General features: G+C 37.9%; 22 protein-coding genes and 1 pseudogene. 6 read left to right on the top strand and 17 right to left on the bottom strand.

Features of this window, described 5'->3' with window-relative positions; genetic code table 11:
* Window positions 1–53: 53 nt before the first annotated feature.
* Together GG9_RS0108500 and pmbA are read right to left on the bottom strand one after the other, a co-directional pair.
* Window positions 54–707: pseudogene (locus GG9_RS0108500) on the bottom strand (opacity family porin); the annotation flags it as partial.
* Window positions 708–982: 275 nt separating this feature from the next.
* Window positions 983–2338, bottom strand: a complete 1356-nt coding sequence (gene pmbA / locus GG9_RS06975; protein WP_005630381.1) for a metalloprotease PmbA — start codon at window positions 2336–2338, stop codon at window positions 983–985.
* A gap of 87 nt (window positions 2339–2425) precedes the next feature.
* Between pmbA and yjgA the strand changes: the two genes are divergently transcribed.
* From yjgA to rapZ, 6 genes are read left to right on the top strand one after another with little or no spacing between them, the layout of a single operon-like run.
* Window positions 2426–2962 carry a ribosome biogenesis factor YjgA gene (gene yjgA / locus GG9_RS06980; protein ID WP_005630379.1) on the top strand — a complete coding sequence of 179 codons (537 nt, stop codon included), beginning with the start codon at window positions 2426–2428 and terminating at the stop codon, window positions 2960–2962.
* 49 nt (window positions 2963–3011) lie between these two features.
* Window positions 3012–3620, top strand: coding sequence for an LPS export ABC transporter periplasmic protein LptC (gene lptC, locus GG9_RS06985; protein ID WP_005630377.1), 609 nt, complete (start codon window positions 3012–3014; stop codon window positions 3618–3620).
* A complete protein-coding gene (gene lptA / locus GG9_RS06990) occupies window positions 3601–4119 on the top strand; it encodes a lipopolysaccharide transport periplasmic protein LptA (RefSeq protein ID WP_005630375.1) in 519 nt (172 codons plus the stop codon). The genes lptC and lptA overlap by 20 nt, the downstream gene beginning before the upstream one ends.
* Window positions 4120–4122: 3 nt before the next feature.
* The gene (gene lptB / locus GG9_RS06995; RefSeq protein WP_005630373.1) at window positions 4123–4848 is read left to right on the top strand and encodes an LPS export ABC transporter ATP-binding protein; all 726 of its coding nucleotides are present in this window, start codon (window positions 4123–4125) and stop codon (window positions 4846–4848) included.
* A 2-nt stretch (window positions 4849–4850) separates the two neighbouring features.
* Complete coding sequence (gene ptsN, locus GG9_RS07000; RefSeq protein ID WP_005630372.1) at window positions 4851–5345, top strand: PTS IIA-like nitrogen regulatory protein PtsN; 495 nt, start codon at window positions 4851–4853, stop codon at window positions 5343–5345.
* Window positions 5346–5362: 17 nt separating this feature from the next.
* A complete protein-coding gene (gene rapZ, locus GG9_RS07005) occupies window positions 5363–6220 on the top strand; it encodes an RNase adapter RapZ (RefSeq protein WP_005630370.1) in 858 nt (285 codons plus the stop codon).
* A gap of 40 nt (window positions 6221–6260) precedes the next feature.
* Here the strand turns inward: rapZ and GG9_RS07010 are convergent, their stop codons facing one another.
* The 15 genes from GG9_RS07010 to ftsL all read right to left on the bottom strand — a co-directional run bounded on the left by GG9_RS07010 (window position 6261) and on the right by ftsL (window position 24252).
* Window positions 6261–7418 (bottom strand): chorismate mutase, encoded by a 1158-nt coding sequence (locus GG9_RS07010; RefSeq protein ID WP_005630368.1) that lies wholly within the window; start codon window positions 7416–7418, stop codon window positions 6261–6263.
* A 124-nt stretch (window positions 7419–7542) separates the two neighbouring features.
* Window positions 7543–8460 carry a UDP-3-O-acyl-N-acetylglucosamine deacetylase gene (lpxC, locus tag GG9_RS07015; RefSeq protein ID WP_005630366.1) on the bottom strand — a complete coding sequence of 306 codons (918 nt, stop codon included), beginning with the start codon at window positions 8458–8460 and terminating at the stop codon, window positions 7543–7545.
* A gap of 43 nt (window positions 8461–8503) precedes the next feature.
* On the bottom strand, window positions 8504–9766 hold the full coding sequence (gene ftsZ, locus GG9_RS07020; RefSeq protein WP_005630364.1) for a cell division protein FtsZ: 1263 nt from the start codon (window positions 9764–9766) through the stop codon (window positions 8504–8506).
* A gap of 81 nt (window positions 9767–9847) precedes the next feature.
* Window positions 9848–11125: a cell division protein FtsA gene (gene ftsA, locus GG9_RS07025; protein WP_005630362.1), complete on the bottom strand. Its 1278-nt coding sequence runs from the start codon at window positions 11123–11125 to the stop codon at window positions 9848–9850.
* 15 nt (window positions 11126–11140) lie between these two features.
* Window positions 11141–11905 (bottom strand): cell division protein FtsQ/DivIB, encoded by a 765-nt coding sequence (locus GG9_RS07030; RefSeq protein ID WP_005630360.1) that lies wholly within the window; start codon window positions 11903–11905, stop codon window positions 11141–11143.
* Complete coding sequence (locus GG9_RS07035; protein WP_005630358.1) at window positions 11905–12825, bottom strand: D-alanine--D-alanine ligase; 921 nt, start codon at window positions 12823–12825, stop codon at window positions 11905–11907. The genes GG9_RS07030 and GG9_RS07035 overlap by 1 nt, the downstream gene beginning before the upstream one ends.
* Before the next feature lie 85 nt (window positions 12826–12910).
* Window positions 12911–14338, bottom strand: coding sequence for a UDP-N-acetylmuramate--L-alanine ligase (gene murC / locus GG9_RS07040; RefSeq protein ID WP_005630356.1), 1428 nt, complete (start codon window positions 14336–14338; stop codon window positions 12911–12913).
* Window positions 14339–14434: 96 nt separating this feature from the next.
* Window positions 14435–15490 carry an undecaprenyldiphospho-muramoylpentapeptide beta-N-acetylglucosaminyltransferase gene (murG, locus tag GG9_RS07045; RefSeq protein WP_005630354.1) on the bottom strand — a complete coding sequence of 352 codons (1056 nt, stop codon included), beginning with the start codon at window positions 15488–15490 and terminating at the stop codon, window positions 14435–14437.
* Window positions 15491–15501: 11 nt separating this feature from the next.
* Window positions 15502–16686 (bottom strand): putative lipid II flippase FtsW, encoded by a 1185-nt coding sequence (gene ftsW, locus GG9_RS07050; RefSeq protein ID WP_005630352.1) that lies wholly within the window; start codon window positions 16684–16686, stop codon window positions 15502–15504.
* 21 nt (window positions 16687–16707) lie between these two features.
* Entirely contained in the window at window positions 16708–18021 is a 1314-nt protein-coding gene (gene murD / locus GG9_RS07055) for a UDP-N-acetylmuramoyl-L-alanine--D-glutamate ligase (RefSeq protein WP_005630350.1), read from the bottom strand.
* A gap of 123 nt (window positions 18022–18144) precedes the next feature.
* Window positions 18145–19227 (bottom strand): phospho-N-acetylmuramoyl-pentapeptide-transferase, encoded by a 1083-nt coding sequence (mraY, locus tag GG9_RS07060; RefSeq protein WP_005630348.1) that lies wholly within the window; start codon window positions 19225–19227, stop codon window positions 18145–18147.
* Window positions 19221–20594, bottom strand: a complete 1374-nt coding sequence (gene murF, locus GG9_RS07065; RefSeq protein ID WP_005630347.1) for a UDP-N-acetylmuramoyl-tripeptide--D-alanyl-D-alanine ligase — start codon at window positions 20592–20594, stop codon at window positions 19221–19223. Before murF ends, mraY begins: the two co-directional genes overlap by 7 nt.
* A 13-nt stretch (window positions 20595–20607) precedes the next feature.
* Window positions 20608–22074, bottom strand: a complete 1467-nt coding sequence (gene murE / locus GG9_RS07070) for a UDP-N-acetylmuramoyl-L-alanyl-D-glutamate--2,6-diaminopimelate ligase (protein WP_005630345.1) — start codon at window positions 22072–22074, stop codon at window positions 20608–20610.
* A 9-nt stretch (window positions 22075–22083) separates the two neighbouring features.
* Window positions 22084–23916 (bottom strand): penicillin-binding transpeptidase domain-containing protein, encoded by a 1833-nt coding sequence (locus tag GG9_RS07075; RefSeq protein WP_005630343.1) that lies wholly within the window; start codon window positions 23914–23916, stop codon window positions 22084–22086.
* Between the two features lie 12 nt (window positions 23917–23928).
* Window positions 23929–24252 carry a cell division protein FtsL gene (gene ftsL / locus GG9_RS07080; RefSeq protein ID WP_005630341.1) on the bottom strand — a complete coding sequence of 108 codons (324 nt, stop codon included), beginning with the start codon at window positions 24250–24252 and terminating at the stop codon, window positions 23929–23931.
* Window position 24253: the final 1 nt, after the last annotated feature.

Here is a 24253-nt window from a genome sequence, read left to right as displayed (position 1 = left end):
CCTTATAAAAAAACTAAGTCTTTCAACTTAGTTTTTTATTTTTCTTAATAGATTTAGAACGTAAATCTCAGCCCAGTAGAAACTTCATGAGTTCTAATTTTATTTTTCTCTAATTTACCCCAGTCGTCATAATGATATGCCAGATCCAAAGCAAGATTTTTGGTAATTTCATAGCTTACTCCAACTATTGCACCAAGACCTACGCGAGTGAGGCTAATGTGGTTTGTAGTAGGAGCAAAATTTACTGTTTGATGCGGTGCAATAGCTGGAAAACCAGGACTTACTGTTCCAGCAGGAATAGTAACCAAGTTATGTGTATTAGTAATATAACCATCATCACTAAAATCCATAGTAATATGATTTACACTTAAGCGCGCACCAATATAAGGTTTAATAGGCGATTTGGTTTCAAAATCATAAATCGCAGCAACACCGAACGTCTCACTTTTTACTTTATTATGTGTGTTATATTCAGTTATGAATATTGGCTCTTGAGAAGTATAGGAATGGGCATCTTTTCTAAGCGGTTTATAACGAGAATAATCAAAAGCTAAACGCCATTGACCAAAATCATAACCTAAAGAAAAGCGTGGATGGAGGGCTTTATTTTTATATTTAGCATTAACGCTATCATTGGTAAGTTTTTCCCAAGCATAACCTAAATCAGCTTGAACATAAAAACCTTTGCTTTGTTCATTATCGGCAGCTAGAGCCGCAGAGGAGCAGAGCTCGTTTCATATTCTTCATAAAAATATCCTTTTGTCAATAGAAAATCTTATTCATTCTATCAAATAGCATTTTCCTATTCAAGAAATAAAAAATAAAAAAGGCTGAAGTTTAAACCTTCAGCCTTTTTGAACCCTAACGAATTTACTTTCTACTCTACCTGTTGGAGCAACCTGCAATCGCTTAACAGATGTACGTATAGTAACAGATATTTATCCATTGTCAATAAGAATTATTCTCAATTTCAAAAATATTCTTAATTTCCTGAAATTTTTATCTTATCTAACAAAATAGAACCCGTTTGGATGTTAGAACGATGCTCTATATCATCCGCTACAGCAACCATATTCTTCAACATATCTTGCAATTGCCCCGCAATAGTAATTTCGGCGACGGGATATTGAATTTCACCATTTTCCACCCAAAAACCTGATGCGCCACGGGAATAATCGCCTGTAACGATATTGACACCTTGTCCCATGACATCAGTTACTAACAATCCAGTTCCCATTTGACGTAAAAGTGCGGTCAATCCACCGTTCAAATTTGGCTTAACAAGCCAGTTGTGAATGCCTCCAGCATGCCCTGTACTTGGCATACCAAGTTTTTTACCACTGTAACTTGTCACTAAATAAGTTTGTAATATCCCGCCTTCGACAATTTCACGATCTTGCGTACGAACACCTTCACTATCAAAAGGCGTAGAAGCTAAACGGCGTAATAAATGTGGTCGTTCACTAATATTAAACCAATCTGGTAAGACCTGTTTATCTAAATGATCGAGCAAAAAACTCGATTTTCTATATAAACTGCCACCACTTATTGCAGCGGCAAAGTGAGAAATAAGACCAGTGGCAACATCATTTAAGAAAATAACAGGCACTTCTCGTGTACTCAATTTTTGAGGATTTAAACGAGAAACGACTTTCTTTGCACAATTTTCTCCAACCCAAATTGGCGATTGGAGTTTGTCAAATTCACGAGAAATTGTATATTCGTAATCATTTTCTAAGGCATCTTCTACGCCACCAATAACCGAACAAGATAAGGAATAACGGCTTGATAAATAACTTTGCAACATGCCATGACTATTTCCATACACTTTCACGCCTGTATGTGAATTAAAACTTGCACCATTACTATTTATAATACGCTCGTCCGCCTGTAAAGCCGCCTTTTCAGCCTGAAGCGCAAGTTCTGTTGCTTTATCAACATCCACATCAGCAGCATGATAAAGCTCTAAATCAGGCGCATCAAAAGCCATTAGATCTTTATCAGCCAACCCTGTGCAATCATCGGGTGAAGTGTATTTTGCAATTGCAAGTGCGGCTTCTACCGCATTTTTAATTGCGCTTTCGCTTAAATCGGAAGTAGAAGCATTGCCTTTTTGTTGCCCCATATAAACGGAGATCCCCAATGCGCCATCATTAGTAAATTCAACATTTTCAATTTCTTGCAAGCGTGTGGATACTGACAATCCGCTCACTTTAGTGACGGCAACTTCTGCACTTGCGCCAGCTTTCGTTGCTAACTCCACTGCAAAACTGACGGCTTGACGTAATTCTTGTTCTTGTGCTTTTAAAAGTGCGGTTGAATTTTCAGCTGTTTTCATTATTTTTTCCTATTAAAAATTTTCAACATTTTATCTTATTTTCAAAGTTTATGGTAAAATGCGCGCCAATTTTTATAAGGATAAAAAATGGCAAAACGTAAGAAAAAAGAAGTTTTCGATTGGGAAGATGAAGATCAAGAAGAAATTATTTGGGTAAGTAAAAGCGAAATCAAACGCGATGCAGAAGATTTAAAACAACTTGGCGAAAAGATTGTCAATCTCACGAAAAACAATCTGGCAAAAATCCCACTTGATGAATCCTTACTTGATGCCATTGAACTTGCACAGCGTTTACAAAAAGAAGCTCGTCGCCGTCAATTACAGTATATCGGCAAATTATTTCGAGGCATTGATGTTGAGCCTATTCGTGAAGCATTAGATAAAATCGAAAATAAACATAACCAGCAGCAGGCTATGCTGCACAAAATCGAAAAAGTGCGGGATGAATTAGTGGAAAAAGGTGACGTGGCTTTAACTGATTTATTAAATGATTATCCTAATGGCGATCGTCAGCAACTACGCAATCTGATTCGTTCGGCACAAAAAGAACGTGAGCAAAATAAACCATCGAAAGCCTATCGAGAAATTTATCAAATGCTCAAGGTATTAATGTTGGAAGATTAAAAACATTGAAATTTTCATCCGCACTTTGTGGATAAGTGATTGAAATAAAATGAATATTCGTTGGAATGTAATTTTGGGCGTTATCGCACTTTGTGCTTTGGCGTGGTTTTATTCCTTAAATCAGGAAACCGCAGATTTATCTGAACTTGTGAAAAAGCCAGATAGTCCAGATTATGTGGGTTATAAAATGGAAACAACGGTTTTTTCCCCTGAGGGTAAAAAACAATATTTGGCTTTATCCGATAAAATTGAACATTATACAGTCAATGAACAAACCCTTTTTACCGCGCCTTTAGTTTATTTATATCCCATAACATCAAATGAAAAGGAACAAAATTCCAATCAAAATGTAGATTTTTTTAGCACACAAAACTGGAAATTAAGCGCAAATCAAGCAAGATTGACAAAAGATCAAATATTGTATTTAGAGGGTAATGTCGTCGCGCAAAGTTTAACATCAGATTCTCGTTTGCAACGCATTGAAACAGAATCAGCGGTCGTCAATTTGAAAACACAGGATATGACTTCCGAAACACAGGTTAAAATTAAGGGTAAAAATTTTAGTTCTACAGGATTAAAATTAGTCGGAAATTTACGCCAACAAGTGGCGACATTAAAGGAACAGGTAAAAACATATTATGAAGTTAGTAAGCAATAAAATTCTTTTTCTTGCAACGATGGTATTAGCATCAAGCTCAGCTTTTGCATTGAAAGATGACGTTAATCAGCCGATAAATATCGTTTCGGATAATCAATCCTTAGATATGGAAAAAAGTGTAGTGACATTCACAGATAATGTAGTAATTACACAGGGATCTATCATCATTAAAGCAAATAAAGTTGTTATCACTCGTCCCGCTGAAAAATCAGGGAAAAAAGAAACTGTAGAAGCATTCGGTACGCCAGTCACATTCCATCAACAGTTAGATAATGGTAAGCCAGTGGATGGAAAAGCAAACAAAGTTCACTATGATCTTGGTACTGAATTTTTAACATTAACCAACAATGCCGAATTAAAGCAGCTTGATAGTAAAATTAATGGACAACTAATTACCTACGATGTGAAAAAACAGCAACTTAAAGCTAATGGCAATGGAAAATCACGGGTAACCACAGTCCTTATTCCATCTCAATTACAACAAGCTAAAGGGAAGTAATCTATGTCAATTTTGACTGCAGAGAATTTAGCTAAAAGCTACAAAAGTCGTAAAGTTGTTTCGGATGTCAGTTTAACCGTAAATTCTAATGAAATTGTCGGTTTGCTCGGGCCAAACGGTGCTGGGAAAACAACAACCTTCTACATGGTTGTCGGATTAGTTCGCCAAGATCAAGGTAAAATTATTATTGACGGAGAAGATATTAGCTTACTCCCAATGCATAATCGTGCGCAACGTGGAATCGGTTATTTACCACAAGAAGTCTCTATTTTTCGCCGTTTGACTGTATACGAAAATCTAATGGCTGTATTAGAAATACGCAAAGATTTAACCTCTCAACAACGTCGAGAAAAAGCTGATGAGTTGATTGAGGAATTTAATATTGGCCATATTCGGGATAGTTTAGGTCAGTCATTATCTGGCGGTGAACGTCGTCGAGTTGAAATCGCACGAGCATTAGCTGCAAATCCCAAGTTTATTCTATTAGATGAGCCATTTGCTGGTGTAGATCCAATTTCTGTCAGCGATATTAAGAAAATTATCACCGACTTACGTAACCGAGGATTAGGTGTTTTGATTACCGATCATAATGTACGTGAAACACTTGATGTATGTGAACGCGCTTATATTGTAGGTGAAGGCAAAATTATCGCAACAGGCACACCAGAACAAGTGATGAACGATGAACACGTTAAACGCGTTTATTTGGGCGAACAATTCAAATTATAAAAATGAAAATAACTGAACTATTAAGCCCTGAGAATATTCGTCAGGGCGTTAGTTTTTCTAGCAAAAAACGATTATTTGAGTCTATTGCGCATTTTGTAGAAGAACAAATCCTTGCAGAACAAGGCGAACAAGCCTGTTTTGAATGCCTTTTTGAACGTGAAAAACTGGGGAATTCTAGTTTAGGAAATGGGATTGCAATGCCAAAAGCGAAAATCCCCGTAACAGTATCAGATAAAGCAATCGCAGTATTTATGCAACTCAATAATCCGATTGATTACGATGCTTTTGATGGTAAACCAGTGGATTTAATCTTTGCCTTGCTGATTCCAGAAAATCAATGTGAAACCTACATTCCAGTTTTAGCATCATTAATAGAAAAACTGACTGATAAAAATGTGTTGAAACAATTGCGTTCAGCCAAAAGTGCGGATGAAATTTGGCAAGTTTTTGAGATTTCAGATAGGGCAGAAAGTTCGCCGGAAGAAGTAAAAGAATAATTACAGTGGGGAAACTTATGGAAATTATCATTATTAGTGGACGTTCTGGCGCAGGAAAATCCGTAGCCTTACGAGCATTAGAAGACGCCGGATATTATTGTGTTGATAATATTCCTCTAGATTTACTTCCTCAATTGACTGATATTCTATCTCAATCCCAAACTTCTGTCGCAATCAGCCTTGATATTCGTAATATTCCTAATTCAGCCAATACTCTTGAACAAACTCTAAATACCTTACAAAAATATCATCAATTAAAGATTATTTTCCTTGAAACAGATCGTGGCACATTGATTCGTCGTTATAGCGACTCACGCCGTCTGCACCCACTTTCCTTGCAAGATCTATCTCTTGAAGCAGCAATAGATGAAGAATATCGCTACCTTGAGCCATTAATTCAACACGCAAACTTTATTATTGATACCACTCATCTTTCTACTCATACCCTTGCGGAACGCCTACGCGAATTTTTACGAGGAAATAGTGATAAAGAACTAAAAATCGTTGTTGAATCTTTTGGCTTTAAATATGGAATTCCTTTAGACGCTGATTATGTTTTCGATGTCCGTTTCTTGCCTAACCCACATTGGGATCCAACATTACGCCCAATGACAGGATTAGATGCGCCAGTAGCAGAATTTCTAAATAGTCACACGCAAGTAAATGAATTTATCTACCTCACTCGTAACTATATTGATACTTGGTTGCCAATGTTAGAAAAAAATAATCGTAGCTATTTAACCATTGCCATTGGATGTACTGGGGGAAAACACCGCTCCGTTTATATTGCCCAGCAGTTAGGCGAATATTTTCAAGCTAAAGGGAAAATCGTCCAGATTCAGCATAAATCTTTAGAACGAAATAAAAAAGCATAAAAAAAGTGCGGTCAAAAATAATTTTATTGACCGCACGTTCTTATAAATTAACTGGTTTTACAATCTCGCTAGGATAACAACCTAAAATCTTTAGATAGTTACTACAATTCTTTAACTCTTCCAAAGCTTGCTGAATATCAGGATGATGGATATTCGCTTCTATTTCGAGATAAAACATTTCTTCCCAAGGTTTCCCATAAATTGGACGAGACTCTAATTTCGTCATATTAATTTGATGTTTTTTGAAAACTAAAAGTGCATCAACTAATGAGCCAATTTGCTGTGAAGTTGTCATTAACAATAATGTTTTTGCCGGTATCTGTGGTGAAACCTCATGCTGTTCTTTAGCAACGACAATAAAACGCGTAATATTGTTCTCTTGATTAGCAATATTAGTTTTTAATACGCTAAGTCCATACAATTTACCACCATCTTCATTCCCTAATGCCGCAATATTCGGCTTATTTAAACTTGCAATAAGTTGCATTGCATGAGAGCTACTTTCACAATACTCAATATGTACTCGATCAAGGCTATGTATAAATTGACTACATTGTTGAATCACTTGAGGATGACTATATAAAGTATCAATTTCACTTAATTCAGTTGTGCCATTTACCAAAACACAATGCTGAATTGGATAAGCGAGCTCGCCTACCAATGATAAGTCAGTATGCTGGAGCAAATCATAGACTTCATTAATAGCGCCTGATGTTGTATTTTCTAAAGGCAATACGCCAAAATCTGCTTCACCATTTTGCACTTTTTCAAATACTTGATCAAAAGACTGACATCCTAGTTCTACAAATTGTTTTTGATAACGAGCAGCATAATTACGTGCAGCTAAATTTGAATAAGACCCTCTCTTACCTAAAAAAGCAATATGTAAATTTTGATTACGTTGTTCATTAAGTTTATTCTGCAAATAGACTTGCTGGGTCAATACTGAATCTTCAATAATTTTTTGGAAAATTGAAGTGATATATTGTGGTTCAAGTTGATAATTCTCATTTTCTGAAAATTGAACTAATTCTTGTAAAAGTTGCTGTTCTCGCTCTACATCACGTAAAGCTTTTTGCGAAATCTCTTTACTTCTCACTACATCGAAAGCTAAACGATGACGCTCAGAAAGCAATTTTAATAAACTACGATCTATTTGCGTAATTTGTTGGCGAATTTCAGATAATTCTAGCTTCATAGTATCCCCTTATAAAAAATAAGAAAAACAAACCGCACTTTTAAGCCTTAGTCATTTAAAGTGCGATGAAAATAAAAAAGCTATACTTCTTAGCAGAAATATAGCTTTTTCAAAAATAAAATGATTAGATAAATACTTGAACAGGCGCAACATATCCTTGCGGTACTTGTTCTTTATCTTCGAAAGTTACAAACTCCCACGCTTCTTGATTTGCTAATACAGCACGTAGTAACTTGTTATTTAAACCATGACCAGACTTATAAGCTTTAAAATCACCAATAATGTTATAACCAGCCATATAAAGATCGCCAATTGCGTCTAACATTTTATGACGAACAAGTTCATCTTTAAAGCGTAAGCCATCTTCATTTAAAATTCTATAATCATCAAGAACAATAGCATTATCAAGGCTACCACCTAATGCTAGCCCTTGAGATTGAAGATATTCTATATCTTTCATGAAACCAAATGTTCTTGCTCGACTAATTTGATGAACAAATGCTTGAGCAGAGAAATCCATGACATAATTGCGAACATTTTTGCCAATAGCGGGATGATCAAAATCAATAGTGAAATCTAAACGAAAACCATTGTAAGGTTTAAATTCAGCCCATTTATCACCATCTTCAACTCGAACATATTCTTTAATACGAATAAATTTCTTAGGTGCATTTTGTTCTTCAATTCCCGCATCTAACAACAAATAGATAAATGGACTCGCGCTACCATCCATAATAGGAATCTCAGGCGCATCAACCTCAATAATGATATTATCAATACCGAGGCCAGATAATGCTGCATTTAAATGTTCAACAGTAGAAATGCGCACACCTTGCTCATTAATTAATGCAGTACAAAGCATTGTATCACGCACTGAATTTGGATCAGCTGGGAATGCCACAGCTGGATTTAAATCTGTACGATAGTAAACAACACCAGTATTTGGCATAGCCGGACGTAATGTTAAAGTCACTTTCTTACCGCTATGTAAACCAACACCAGTTACTTTAATACTTTGTTTTAATGTTCTTTGTTTAATCATTCTACTACCTTAATATTCCAGGTATTTCTCAAAACCAATTAAATTAATTCTCTTCACGTTGTGCAGGATTAAAGAAACTGTTTTTCTTAAATGCTTCTAAACGATCTGTGATAGGTTTATCCAGAGGGCAATGGTATTCTTCTGCTGGTTTTTTTTGAGTTTCTACTGGCTCACGAGTATGTATATCAGGCACAATATTTACGCGACCCGTACCTTCTGGCTCAACTGGACGAGAAGGACGCAATACTTGAACAGACTCAGTTGGGGCAATTTCCCCCAATCCTGTTGCCACAATAGTCACTCGAATTTCATCACTCATCTCAGGCACTAAACTCGTACCAATAACCACTGTTGCATCTTCTGAAGCAAAGCTACCGACAGTTTCACCAACAATATTAAATTCTTCAAAAGAAAGATCCATACCAGCTGTGATGTTTACCAAAATACCTTTAGCATTAGAAAGATCGATTTTTTCCAATAAATCATTACGTACTGCAATACGAGCGGCTTCTTCTGCTCTACCCTCACCTGCAGCACCAATAGCAGAACCGAAACCAATCATCGCTTGACCCATTTCAGACATAACCGTTCTTACATCGGCAAAGTCCACATTGATTAGACCAGGTGATGTAATCATATCCGAAATACCCATAACCGAATTACGTAACACATCGTTTGCTGCAGCAAAAGCATCAATTAATTTAGCATTTTTAGGGAGAACTTTTTGGATTTGTTGATTAGGGATAATAATCATCGAATCAACATACTGAGCTAAATCTTTAATACCAAGCTCTGCAAATTGCATACGCTTCTTGCCTTCAAAGGCAAATGGTTTGGTCACAACAGCAACAGTTAAAATGCCTAATTCTTTAGCAATTTTTGCGACAACAGGCGCTGCACCAGTACCAGTACCACCGCCCATACCAGCTGCAATAAAGACCATATCCGCACCCTCAAGCATTTTGCGAATTTCTTCCTGATCATCTTCCGCAGCCTTACGACCAACATTTGGATTTGCCCCAGCGCCTAAACCTTTGGTAGTTTCTCCACCAATTTGTACGGTTTGTTGAACTTGGCTTTTACGTAGAGCTTGAGCGTCTGTATTTACAGCATAAAAAATAATACGGCCATGCTCTTCTGAAGTTAATGAGCTTTCACCTAAATAAGTACCACCCATTTCTTGCTTTACCATACTCATAACCATATGGTTTACAGCATTACCGCCACCGCCGCCAACGCCTACGACTTTGATCAGTGCGCCGGATTCATTAAAATTATCGTACTCAGGGTACTCTGGGTATAACATCGATGTTCTCCGTTAAGGCCAGATAAGCTGGCTCAATATAAAACCTAAATTCTCTCTATTGTAGATGAAAAATCAAAATAATCAAAATTCTGACCGCACTTTATTCACAATTTTTTTAATTCCATTCCAAATTGGTTTTAGTACTCCGTCATCAGATTCATCATTTCCTGAAATCAAATCATCATCACTGTTACTATGGTTATACTGCAACAACCCCACCACCGTTGAATATTGAGGGCGATTCACGTAATCTGTCAATCCAGTAATATTCAGCGGACTACCAATACGTACCTGGCAATTAAATACGTCAGATGCGCATTCTTTCAAATCTTCTATTTGTGCTCCACCACCAGTAATCACTACGCCAGCAATAAGCTCAAACTTCACATGTTTTGTTTCCAATTCAGACTTTAATTTATCTAATTCATCTTTCACAACACCTAGAAGTTCCGTGTAGCGAGCAGATGTAATTAAGGATAAATCACTCTTTGTTAATGAACGAGGTGCTCGGCCACCAATACTTGCAACTTCAATTTTTTTATCACCGTGCAAACGAGCTGGGTAAAATGCACTTGCATAATTAACTTTAATTCGTTCAGCTTCTGCACGCGAAATAGTACAAGCGTGGGCAATATCGTTAGTCACAATATTTCCCGCATAAGGAATAACCTTACTGAAACGTAATGCGCCGTTTGTATAAACCATCACATTCATGGTGCCCGCCCCAAAATCAATCAAGCAAACACCAAGATCTTTTTCATCTTCGGTTAATACTGAATGTGTTGCTGCAAAACCAGAAAAAACGACTTTATCTACCTGTAAACCGCAGCGCTCAACCGCTTTTTTCAGGTTGTTTTGCCAATCTTGATGACAGGCGATTAAATGTACTTGTGCTTTTAAACGAACACCTTGCAAACCCAATGGATTTTTAATATTCAACTGGCGATCCACCGCATATTCTTGTGGAATCACATGTAATAAGGATAAGCCTTCAGGCAACTTGATAGAGCTCGCTGTATGCAGTGCAGAATCAATTTCGTCTTGTGTTACTTCACCATCTGAAATTGGTACAAAACCACTTTCATTTAAACTTTGAATATGTTCACCAGTAATTGCCAAAGTGACACTTATAATCTGGCAATCAGCCATAGATTCAGCAGCTTCAATGGCTCTTTGAATAGAATTTACGACAGCCTCAAGATCGGTGATACTGCCACGGTCAATCCCTTTAGATGGGCAACTACCAACACCTAACACATTCACTACGCCATCAGGAAATACCTCACCGACTACGGCAACAACTTTTGACGTACCGACTTCTAATCCTACAATTGTTTTAGCTTCCACACCTTTAACCATTTTCGCACCTAGTTTTTATTTATCAGCCATACCCACTGCAGCGCCTGCAGCATATCGTAAATCTACATAATCTATTTTTTTATTTTCTGGAACATCAACTTGCGGATAAATCGTAACAAATCGCTCAAGCTTAGATTTCCATTCTCCACGACCTAACTTTAACACAATGTCATTATCAAGTGTTACTTGCCATGCACCGCGTTCATCAATATTCATGCCTTTTGCAATTAAATTTTTTGATTTAAAATCGGCATAAATCTGATTCCATGCTTCCAATACTTTTAAACTCTGATAATCTGGCCCACCTAAATAAGGCAAAGCATTTTCTTTTAAGCGTTCAATTGGAAGTTGGAATACAACGCCATCCTGAGTAACAAATTGATTCTGATTCCAAAATGCCACTGGTTGATATTCAGTAATCCAAATACTTAAACGATTTGGCCATATTTTTCGAACAATTGAGCTTTTAACCCAAGGTAAAGCTTCTATTTGCGCTTGAATTGGCTCAACATCTTGCCCCCAAAAGCCTTTAAGAGTGCCCATTTTTAATAAGCTTTCCTTAATATCGGCATCCGTAGTAAAAACCTTTTGTCCAGCCAATGCAAAACCGCTAATAGGCTTATCATCCATTTTCTCTAGCAGCGTTTGCCAATTAAAATAGATACCAAGAGCAAAAAGTATACCAAGCAAAGCCAAGAAAGCCCGAATATGAAAATAATATTTAGGCTTTTGTTCACTAAAACGAATATTCTGTGGAGTTTTCCTTTTCAGAATGTTCATTACACACTTAGCTCCAAGATTTTCACAACAAGCTGTTCAAAAGAAATACCCACGCTTGCGGCAGATTTTGGGAATAAACTATGGCTCGTCATTCCTGGATTAGTATTCACTTCAACTAAACGGAAATTACCTTTCGCATCGCACATAACATCAATACGGCTCCAACCACGACAGCCCACTGCATCATAAGCGCGTTTTACTAATATAGCTAACTCTTGCTCACGCTCAGGCGTTAAACCTGCTGGGCAGAAATATTGAGTATTATCAGAAATATATTTCGCATTGTAATCGTAGAACTCACCTTCAGGAACAATACGAATAGCTGGAAGTACCTGGCTATCCAATACAGGCACGGTTAATTCATCGCCAGCTAACCATTCTTCAATCAGAATCGTATTATCAAATTTAAGGGCATATTCCACCGCACTTTTTAGCTCATCCACTGCTTTAACTTTAGTTAATCCAACACTAGAGCCTTCTAAAGAAGGTTTCACCATTAACGGCAAACTCAATTTATCTACTACAACCTGAGGGTCTAAATCAGCGAAGGTTTCACGCGTAACGACCTCCATATCTGCTACAGGTAATCCAAATGCTTTCCACAACATTTTTGTACGCATTTTATCCATAGTTAATGCGGAAGCCATCACTCCACAACCAGTGTAAGGTAAACCAATTTGCTCTAATAAACCTTGCATTGTGCCATCTTCACCACCTCGGCCATGCAAAATATTAAACACTCGATTAAAGCCATCCTTTTTAAGATTAGCAACATTATATTCTTTAGGATCAATAGGATGAGCATCATAACCTTGACTTAATAAAGCCTCTAATACTGCTTTACCTGAATTAAGAGAAACCTCACGTTCAGCGGATGTTCCTCCTAATAACACTGCAATTTTTTCTTGTTTTAAATTCATTTTATCCTACTTATATATCTTATTCTGATGGCCTTAGTTAATAGATTAGGCCATCTCAAATTTCTAAAATCTGTTTATAAACGTCTTAATTTTTCCAAGATTGAGCTAAGCCACGAGAGATCTTACTTACGCTACCCGCACCTTGCGCCAAAATCAAATCGCCATCTTGAATAATTTGATCAAGAACATCGCCTAATTGTGATGTGTCAGAAACCAAGATTGGATCGATTTTTCCTAAATTTCTAATGGAGCGACAAAGAGATTTACTATCAGCTCCAACAATCGGCATTTCTCCCGCTGCGTACACATCAAGCATAATTAATGCGTCCACTTGAGAAAGCACTTGTACAAAATCATCAAATAAATCACGAGTACGAGAATAACGATGCGGTTGGAAAATCATAACAATACGTTTATCTCCCCATCCTTCTCGTGCGGCTTTAATCGTTACGCCCACTTCTGTTGGGTGATGACCATAGTCATCAACTAAACGAACTTTACCATTTGGACGAATAAACTCACCTAACTGATCAAAGCGACGACCTGCACCTTGGAAATCAGCAAGGGCTTCTAAAATAGCTTCATTGCCAATACCTTCTTCTTTTGCTACAGCAAGTGCAGACGTTGCATTTAACGCATTATGTTTTCCTGGCACATTTAATAGTACATTAATACGTTCATTATTTGGGCAAATCACTGTGTAATGACCTTGAAAACCTGTTTGTTCATAATCTTCAATGCGATAATCTGCATATTCACTAAAACCATATGTAATCACTTGGCGACCAACTTTTGGCACAAGTTCCATTAATACAGGATCATCTGCACACATCACAGCTAAACCGTAGAATGGCAAATTATGCAGGAATTTCACATAGGTGGCTTTCATTTTTTCAAAATCACCTTCGTAGGTGTCCATATGGTCTGGTTCCATGTTAGTCACAACAGATACCATTGGCTGCAAATGTAAAAATGAAGCATCGCTTTCATCCGCTTCAGCAATTAAATAACGACTAGCACCCAAATGTGCATTTTTACCTGCAGATTTCACCAAACCACCATTAACGAACGTTGGATCGAGTTTTGCTTGGGTGTAAATCATAGAAATCATAGCGGTTGTCGTCGTCTTCCCGTGTGTTCCTGCGACAGCAATACCATGACGGAAACGCATGATTTCAGCCAACATTTGTGCTCGTTGAATCACTGGAATGCGTTTTTGTTTCGCTGCAACTAATTCAGGGTTATCATCTTTTATCGCGCTAGATACGACAACAACACTTGCACCTTCAATATGTTCTTCTGCATGGCCAATGTAGATTTTTGCTCCAGCTTGAGCTAAACGTTGAGTTACTAAGCCGTCAGCAATATCTGAGCCAGAGATTTGATAGCCTTCATTCAATAAAATCTCAGCAATACCACTCATTCCCGCGCCACCAATTCCAATAAAATGAATTTGTTGCACTCGACGCATTTCAGGGATAATTTTTCTAATTTCTTCGTGGGAATGTTTCATTTATTTTTCCTTTTTGACACATTGGCAAAATATTGGTGCCTATTCTAAAAGTGCGGTTGAAAATCGCAATGTTTTTCTTATTCTTTGGAATATCAATTAATTTGAGTTTTCTATAATAACCTCAACAACTCGCTGTGCAGAGAGAGGGGTAGACATTGCTTTCGCTTTCTCAGCCATTTGTAATAAATTTTCACGAGTAAAGTTTTTTAAATAATTCACCAGAATTTCAGGCGTTAAATCTGCCTGTTCTATAATCTTTGCCGCCCCCACATCAGCCAAATATTTCGCATTTAAATATTGTTGACGATCTTTATGTTGGAAAGGTACAAAAATAGCTGCGGCGCCAACTGCCGCAATTTCACATACAGTTAATGCGCCAGAACGGCAAATTATCACATCAGCCCAGGCATAAGCTTCAGCCATATCATCAATAAATTCTGTTATTTTAACTTGTTCTGAATTCTCGCCATAAAGTTTGCTAACTTCTTCTAGCGCACCTTTACCTACTTGATGACGAACGTCTAATTTATCGGCAAGCTGGGCGACTACTTTAGGTAAAGTATGGTTAAGAACTCTCGCGCCTTGGCTACCACCAACCACTAAGACACGTAATTTTTCCTCACGCTCAGAAAAACGGAGCGTTGGATATGGCATATTAAATAAATCTTCTCGAACTGGATTACCAACAACTTTAGCATGAGGAAAAGCACTTGGAAATGCTTGCAATACACGAGTTGCAATTTTAGCTAACCATTTATTCGTTAAACCCGCTATCGCATTTTGTTCATGCAAAATTATCGGGACACCACAAAGTTTTGCAGCAATACCGCCAGGGCCTGAAACATATCCCCCCATTCCAAGTACAGCGTCAGGCTTTTCTTCTTGAATAATTTTTTTTGCCTGCAACACGGCACGGAAAATCGCGAAAGGCGCGCTTAATAAAGCTTTTATACCTTTACCACGCAAACCCGAAATTTGGATAAATCTAATCGGGATTCCATGTTTTGGTACAAGGTGAGCCTCCATTCGATCTTTCGTACCTAACCAGCAAATATCCCATCCTTGTTTTTGTAAAAATTGGGCCACAGCTATCGCTGGAAAAACATGACCGCCAGTTCCACCAGCCATTACTAATAATTTTTTATTTTTCATCTTCTTTATCTCTAATCATCGCGTAGGCGAGCTTGACCTGCGCGAAGTAAACGGTTTTCGTGATCAATACGTAATAAAATGCCAATAGTCGCTGACATAATAATAATACTCGAACCACCATAACTCACGAGTGGAAAGGTTAAACCTTTAGTCGGCAACATTCCAAGCGCCATACCTAAATTAACAAAGCCTTGGAAGAAAATCCAAAAGCCAATGCCTAAAGCTAAAAATCCTCTAAAACGTTGTTCTAACATTAAAGATTCCTTTCCGATCTTCAATGCCCTAAACACAAGTAAACCGAGCAAAATAACAACAATTAAAATGCCTATAAAACCAAACTCTTCCCCAATAATCGCCATGATAAAGTCAGTATGCGCTTCAGGTAAATAATCTAGTTTTTGAATTGAATTGCCTAACCCTTCACCCGTTATTTCTCCACGACCAAATGCCATAAGAGAGTTCGTTAATTGGAAGCCTGTACCATAAGGGTCTTTAAACGGATCTAAAAAACCAGTGAAACGTTTTAAACGATAAGAAGCAGAGATGATTAACCAAGCGCCAAGAATTACACCTGTTGCGCCAAGCAAAATAAATTGGAAAAAGTGCGCGCCAACGATAAATAGCATACCGAAAGTAATAACAAACAGCACAACTGTACTTCCCATATCAGGCTGAACTAAGAGGAACATCCCCATCACGCCCATCACAATAAAGGGTTTTATCGCACTAAATTTTCTACCTCGAACCTCATCATAACGACGAGTAAAATAGCTTGCTAAAAAACAAGTCAGTGCAAGCTTCGCAAATTCAGCTGGCTGAAAATTCAAAATCCCCAATGAAATCCAACGTTTAGCACCATTTACTGATGTACCGATAAATAATACGGCTATCAATAAAGCCACGGCTGCCCAGAAAATATTTACATTCCATTTTTCCAACTTTTCAGTTGGAATATACAACATGGCATAACAAGTCGCTAAAGAAAGAAATACATAAAAAGCATCGCGTTTTGCAAAGTAAAAAGGATCATTAAATAAACGAGAGCTATAAGGAATAGATGCAGATGTTACTGAAACTAAACCAATTAAAAGCAAAATAACAAATAACCAAAATAGCGCACGATCATACAACAAACCTTGCGGTGTGATGCGTGTCCATTCATCGTAATTTTTTTTGATGTTTTGTAAAAATTCCATCTTATTTTTATTAATGACTAATTAGGCTGAATATTGCGCTAAACGAGTAAATTCTTCACCGCGCTTTTCAAAAGAAGCAAACTGATCAAGGCTTGCACAAGCTGGAGACAATAATACCATATCTCCGTCTTGCAATGTTGGGCGTAAAAATTCTATCGCTTGTTCCATTGTATCGAACAAATAACTTTGCGATGAAAGCTTAGCAAGTTGCGCACCATCTCGACCAAAACAATAACAAATAATGTGTGGTTGATTAATTAATTCAGCTAATTCTGAAAAATCAGCCCCTTTTCCATCACCGCCTAACAATAAATGTAATTTACCCTCAACATAAAGGCCTGCTAATGCGGCAACTGTACTCCCCACATTTGTTGCTTTAGAGTCATTAACCCAACGAATGCCATTAGCTTGATGCGCTAATTGAAAACGATGATCTAACCCTTTGAAATGACGAAGTGCAGTACGAATTGAATCTAAATTAATACCGACAGATTGTGCCAATGCCGTTGCCGCCAAAATATTCATATAATTATGGCGACCGACTAATGTTGCTTCTTCACAAGGCAAAATTACTTCATCTTTTGCCATTAAGTATTGCTTGCCGTTTTCCGTTTTTAGCCAATAATCTGCTGTATTTTCCGCAAAAGAAACGGTTTGTTTCGCTTGATTTTCACCTTCACCAAAAGTCAGCTTATCCTCATTATTCAGAACTCCGACCTCAGCATTGTGATAAATGCGTAATTTTGCTTGGCGATAATCTTCTAAATCCACATAGCGATCCATATGATCTTCTGTCACGTTCAAGACCGTTGCAGCCGCAGCTTTTAAGCTGTAAGTTGTTTCAAGCTGAAAACTAGACAGCTCTAATACATAAAGTTCACAATCTTCATTCAACAATGACAACGCTGGAATTCCAATATTGCCGCCCATACCAACTTTCACGCCAGCAGCTTTCGCCATTTCATAAACTAAAGTAGTCACGGTACTTTTTCCATTTGAACCGGTAATCCCCACAATTGGCTTCGTCGCCGTGCGGCAGAATAATTCAATATCACCGATTACTTCTACGCCGGCTTTAAGTGCGGTTTGAATTTCAGGTGTTTTTACCGCAAGCCCTGGGCTAATAACAATCATATCGCTTTCAAGTAACCATTCCTGATTTAAACTACCAGTATGAAGAGGGATATTTTGAGGAAGTTTATCAACACCAGTAGGATTTTTTCGGGTATCAATCACACGAATATTAGCCTGTTGGGATAAGAGATAATCCACGCAAGAAAGACCTGTTTTGCCAAGCCCGATGATAGTAATATTTTTGTTTTGATAGGCGTTCATTTTCTTTCTTCTTAATTGCTATAAATTTTAAAATTATATTATTGATGGAAATATAAATTTCCTTTACTAACGTAAAAAAGGTCGCCCTTTCAAAAACTGAAAGAGCGAGCCTAGCTATATTTATTAACGCAACTTCAAGGTGACCAATCCCATCAACACCAACATTAAGGAAATAATCCAAAACCGAATAATCACTCTTGGCTCTGGCCATCCCTTCAATTCAAAATGGTGGTGAATTGGTGCCATTCTAAAAATGCGTTGTTTACGCAACTTATAAGAGCCCACTTGCAAAATAACAGAGAGCGCTTCAACAACAAATACCCCGCCCATTATCACAAGTAAAAACTCCTGACGAACTAGAATCGCCACGACACCAAGTGCGCCACCTAACGCAAGGGAACCTACATCGCCCATAAAGACTTGTGCGGGATAAGTATTGAACCATAAGAACCCTAACCCAGCACCAACAATGGCGGTACAGAACACAACCACCTCTGAACTATATTTAATGTATGGAATGTGTAAGTATTCTGCGAAATTCACATTACCCGTTGCCCATGCAATTAACGCAAATGCGCCTGCAACAAGCGCTGTTGGCATAATCGCCAATCCATCCAAACCATCTGTTAAATTCACCGCATTACCGGTTCCAACAATCACAAAGTAAGACAACACAATATAGAACAAACCTAATTGAGGCATAATGTCTTTAAAGAATGGAATCACTAAACGAGTTGCATCAGTGTCGTGGCCAAGCCAATAAAGCCAAAGGATTGCCACTAATGCCACAACAGACATCCAAAAATATTTCCAACGAGCAATCAAACCATCCGTGTTTTTACGAGTAATTTTGCGGAAATCATCCACAAAACCAATTGCACCGTATCCAAATAATACAAATAAGCAAACCCAAATATAAGGATTCGCGAGATTTGCCCATAATAACGTACTTACGCCAATAGAGAATAAAATCATCACACCGCCCATAGTAGGTGTGCCTTTTTTTGCAAAGTGGCTTTCAGGACCATCATTTCGTACTTCTTGGCCAAATTTTAAGATCTGTAGACGTTTGATCACTTTTGGACCAATCCAAAGTGAGATAAAAAGTGCGGTTAATAACGCAAGAATTGCACGGACGGTAATATAAGAAATCGCATTAAACGCGGTTTCATAACGAACAAGATATTCAGCAAGCCAGACTAACATTTAATTTTATCCTTTAATGAATAAATCACATCTTCTATTTTCATTGAGCGAGAGCCTTTTCCTAGCACCACGACTTTATTATTTTGTTGTAATTGGGTTTCAATCAATGGCACAAGAAAATCAACCATTTCCACCTTATCAGTAAAATGCTTACCCGAAACAGACTCAGAAATAACCGCACTTTCATTGCCATAAGAACAAACGAAATCTAAATTTGCCGAATTAGCATGTTGTCCTACTTCACAATGAATAGCGAGAGAGTTTTCGCCTAACTCTTTCATATCGCCGACACACAAAATACGGAAAGCATCATAACTTTTTAAAACATCAATGGCAGCACAGAGAGAATCTTTATTCGCATTATAAGTATCATCTAACAGCAATAAATTAGGCGTTACTTGAATGGGGAATAAACGTCCTTTCACTTGTGAACGTTGTTCTAATCCAGTTTTTACATCTGTAAGAGTGGCACCTACATTCATTGCAAGTGCGGTCGCTGCCAAGGCATTTTTTACATTATGTTCACCAAGGTAAGGTAAGTTAATCTCAATTTCACCTTGTGGGGAAATAAGTGTAAAAGTGGAACCTTGATCAGTATGATGAATATTTTTTGCAGAATAATCTTTACCGTTGAAATATTGAATCTCATGTTCACCGATTTCTTTTTGCCAAACATTTAAATGATCATGTTCTGCATTAATAATCGCCACACCATTCGATGTTAAACCACGATAAATTTCACCTTTAGCTTGAGCTACGCCCTCTAAAGAACCAAAGCCCTCTAAATGCGCGGGCGCAATATTATTAATCAATGCGGCATCAGGTTGAGCTAATTTTGTAGTGTAATCAATTTCACCTTGATGATTGGCACCAAGTTCAATCACAGCGAAACGATGTTTTTCTGTTAAGCGAAGAAGGGTTAAGGGCACACCAATATCGTTATTAAAATTTCCATTGGTAAAAAGTACCGCGTCTGAATCACCAGCAGTATGTTGCAAAATACTCGCCGTCATTTCTTTCACGGTGGTTTTACCAGAAGACCCAGTCATCGCGACAGTACGCGGATTAATTTTCTCGCGTAACCATTTTGCAAGTTCGCCCAAAGCAATTCGAGTATCCTTAACCACCAGTTGTGGAACAGAAATGGAAGAATTTTCTTGCTGAACAACAACGGCTACCGCACCTTCTGCTACCGCTTGTTCAAGATATTGGTGAGCATCAAACTTTTCACCTTTCAACGCAAAAAATAAACTATTTGATACGCTTTTCCGGGTATCTGTATTAATTTCTTCAACTTGCACATTTTTATCGCCAATTAATTTAGCTTGAAGAATCTGTGGTAATTGTTCAGTAGAGAGTTTAATCATAATTTAATTGTTATTATTTTAAAAAATCATGGGCAATTTCTTGATCGGAAAAATGTACGATTTCAGTGCCAATAATTTGATAATTTTCATGACCTTTGCCAGCAATTAAAATCACATCATTTTCAACCGCACTTTCAATCGCAAACTGAATAGCCTGTTCACGATCAGGAATAATGCCTACTTTATCCATATTTTTAAAGCCAGCGACAATATCTGATTCAATTTGGCTTTGTGATTCTGTTCTAGGATTATCTTTTGTCACAATCACCTTTTCAGCAAACTGTTCTGCAACTTGTGCCATTAATGGACGTTTACCTCTATCGCGGTCTCCACCACAGCCAAAAATACACCATAACTCACCTTGGCAATGTTCACGCGCTGCCATCAAGGCTTTTTCTAGTGCATCAGGTGTATGCGCATAATCTACAATAACTGTTGGTTTATTTGGATATTGAATCATTTCCATTCTTCCACATACTCCTTTCAAAGATTTCGCCGTAGCGAGTAAATTTTCCAATGGGTAACCAAACGATAATAATGTCGTCATCACTAATAACAAATTGCTTACATTGAAAGCACCGATTAATGGACTATGCAATACGCCATTACCCCAGCTAGATTCAAAGGTAATATCAGCACCTTTAGCATGATAGTGGATATTTGTTGCCTTCATCCATTGATGTGAGTTTGATTGGAAATCAGGGCTCGTACTTACCGCAATAGCATCAGGCAATTCACTTAACCATTGGCATCCAATCTCATCATCAGCGTTAATCACTTTAATTTGCGTATCTAATTCGGTGAACAAACGTTTTTTAGCGGAAGCATAATTTTCCATGGTCTGGTGATAATCTAAATGATCACGCGTTAAGTTGGTAAAAATCCCTGCTTTAAAACGCAGCGCCTCCACGCGATGTTGTGCCAAACCATGCGATGAAACTTCAATAGAAGCAAAATCTGCGCCTGCTTGCTTAAAACTGAAAAGTGATGATTGAATTTCCACAGCTGAACCAGTTGTATTTTTGGCTTCTACCACTTGACCTAAAAGACCATTACCAATGGTTCCCATCACAGCCGCACGATGACCTAATAATTCCACCCATTGTGCTAATAATTGAGAAATAGTGGTTTTACCATTTGTCCCCGTGACACCAACAAGCGTTAATTTTTTAGAAGGCGAATCATAGAAAATATCCGCCAAAGACGAAAGATGGCGTGCAAGTTGATAAAACTTTACTACTGGTACATTCCGAATAAACGTTACTGTTAAATGCTCGCTAGATAATTCTGTCTCAGAAACCACCGTACTCGCACCCGAATCAATAGCAGAATCAATAAATTGATTTCCATCGACCTGATGACCTTTTATCGCCACAAAAAGATCTCCCGCTTTAACTTTACGGCTATCCAACACCATATTATGGAGTTCTATATCATTCTTTAATTCAGGCAAATTAAAAAGTGCGGTGAGTTTTTTCATAGTTTTTCCTTAATTCACTTTTTGATTCTTGTGATCACCAACATATACGATACGTTTCGCGCTTTTCGTTGCTGTTTTTTCAGCGGGTTCAGCATCTTGTGGAATAGCATTTGCACGCAAAGCATAGCCCATGATACTAGAGAATACTGGCGCAGAAACTGCACCACCATAATATTCACCTGCTTTTGGATCATTGATCAAAATCACTAAAGCATAACGAGGGTCACTAATTGGTGCAATACCCGCAGTAAATGCCACATATTTCTTTACATAATGTCCATTTTCAATCTTACGTGCCGTACCCGTTTTCACGCCGACGCGGTAGCCTTCCACCATTGCGCGTTTATTTTTAATTGCGACTTTCTCTAAAATTCCCACAATATCTTTAGTTATTTTTTCAGAGAAAACCCGTTTCCCAATAACTGGCGGATCAACTTTAGTGATAGAAAGCGGGCGATAAACACCGAAACTACCAAGGGTTGCATAGGCACGAGCAACTTGTAAAGGTGTCGCAGTAATACCGTAACCATAAGCGACTGTTGCACGTTCAATATCTGCCCAGCGTTTACGGTTTGCGTTCAAAATCCCAACTTGTTCACCGATCAAGCCTAAATCTGTCGGTTTACTTAAACCTGCATTTTGATAAGTTTCCATCAATGCACTAGGTGGCATACGCAATGCAAGGCGACTCACACCACGGTTACTAGAATTAATTAAAATCTCATCTAAAGTTTGTTGTGCGCGAGGTGCAACGTCCACAATTTCTTTGCCACTAACTGTGAATGATCCCGTGTTGATGATTTCATCACGACGCACTACTCCGCGTTGAAGTGCGGTTAAAACCACGAAAGGTTTTACAGTAGAACCTGGCTCAAACGTGTCGGTGATTGCACGGTTACGCATTAACTCGGATTTCACACCCACACGATTGTTTGGATTATAAGATGGGGCAGTAGCCATAGCCAACACTTCACCAGTTCGAACATCGACTAATACTGCAGTACCAGACTCAGCATTATTATCAGACACCGCCTTTTTAATCTCACGATATACCATGGATTGTAATTTTTCATCGATACTTAAGGTGACATCTTGCGCATCATATTTTTTCTCATCCGCAATATGTTCAACAATATTTCCGCGTTTATCTTTACGAACAGTACGTGAACCATCTTTACCCACAAGCATGGAATTAAAGCTTTTCTCAATGCCCTCAATACCGTTTCCATCAATATCGGTATAGCCCACCACATGTGCAGCCTCTTCTACGCGAGGATAAAAACGACGATGCTCAGTCTCTAAATTAACACCTTTAATCTTAAGTTTACGAATATAATCTGCTTTGTTCGATTCTACTTGACGAGCCAAATACAAATAACCTGATTTGGAATTCTTCTCGATTTTTTTCACCAAATCATTTTCGCTCATACCCAATTCTTGAGCCAACGCAGTAATCCGTTCTTTATCCGCAAGTGCATTTTCTTTTAACATGGTTTTCGGATCTGCAACCACAGCATTCATCGGGACACTCACAGATAAAAGCTGACCATTACGATCTAAAATTGAACCACGCACAGATAACACTTCATCTTTACGCAAAGAACGTTTATCAGCCTCTCCAGATAAGGTACTCGAATCAACAGACTGCACATAAGCCGCACGAGCAACTAAAGCACATAAACCAGCCAAAATAAAAAAAGCAGAAACTCCATAACGAACACGCATAAAACATTTTTCAAACACAATTTTCTGTTTGTTATGTTTTACGGTTTCAGGTGTGGTCAATTTTCTAATTGTTTTTTTTGCTTTACCTGATTTACGAGAAGAATTGAACTTAACCATCTTTTCTACCTATTATTCTCTAATTTCAACTTCTTGTTCTGGGGATAATGTTTTCATTTTTAAGGTGCCAACAGCAATAGACTCTACTCGAGTACTATCTCCCTCTGTTGCTTCTTGTACTTGCAAATTTCGATATTCACTTTCAAGCGCTTGGCGCTGTAAAATCAATTGACCATTTTCAGAAATTAATCGACGAGTCTGATGAGTTACCCAAATCACGCCCATTGATGAAATCAAAATCGCAACCAATAACAACACAATCAATTTATTTGAAGAAAATAGATCTTCAACCAAAATCTGCTGTAACGGATAACGAGGTTTATTATTTTCAGACATC

Origin of the sequence: Haemophilus haemolyticus M19501, assembly GCF_000222025.1 — a bacterium.
GTDB lineage: Bacteria > Pseudomonadota > Gammaproteobacteria > Enterobacterales > Pasteurellaceae > Haemophilus > Haemophilus haemolyticus_G.
Note: the sequence above shows the minus strand (reverse complement) of the source record. Positions and strands in the feature narration are given on the sequence as shown.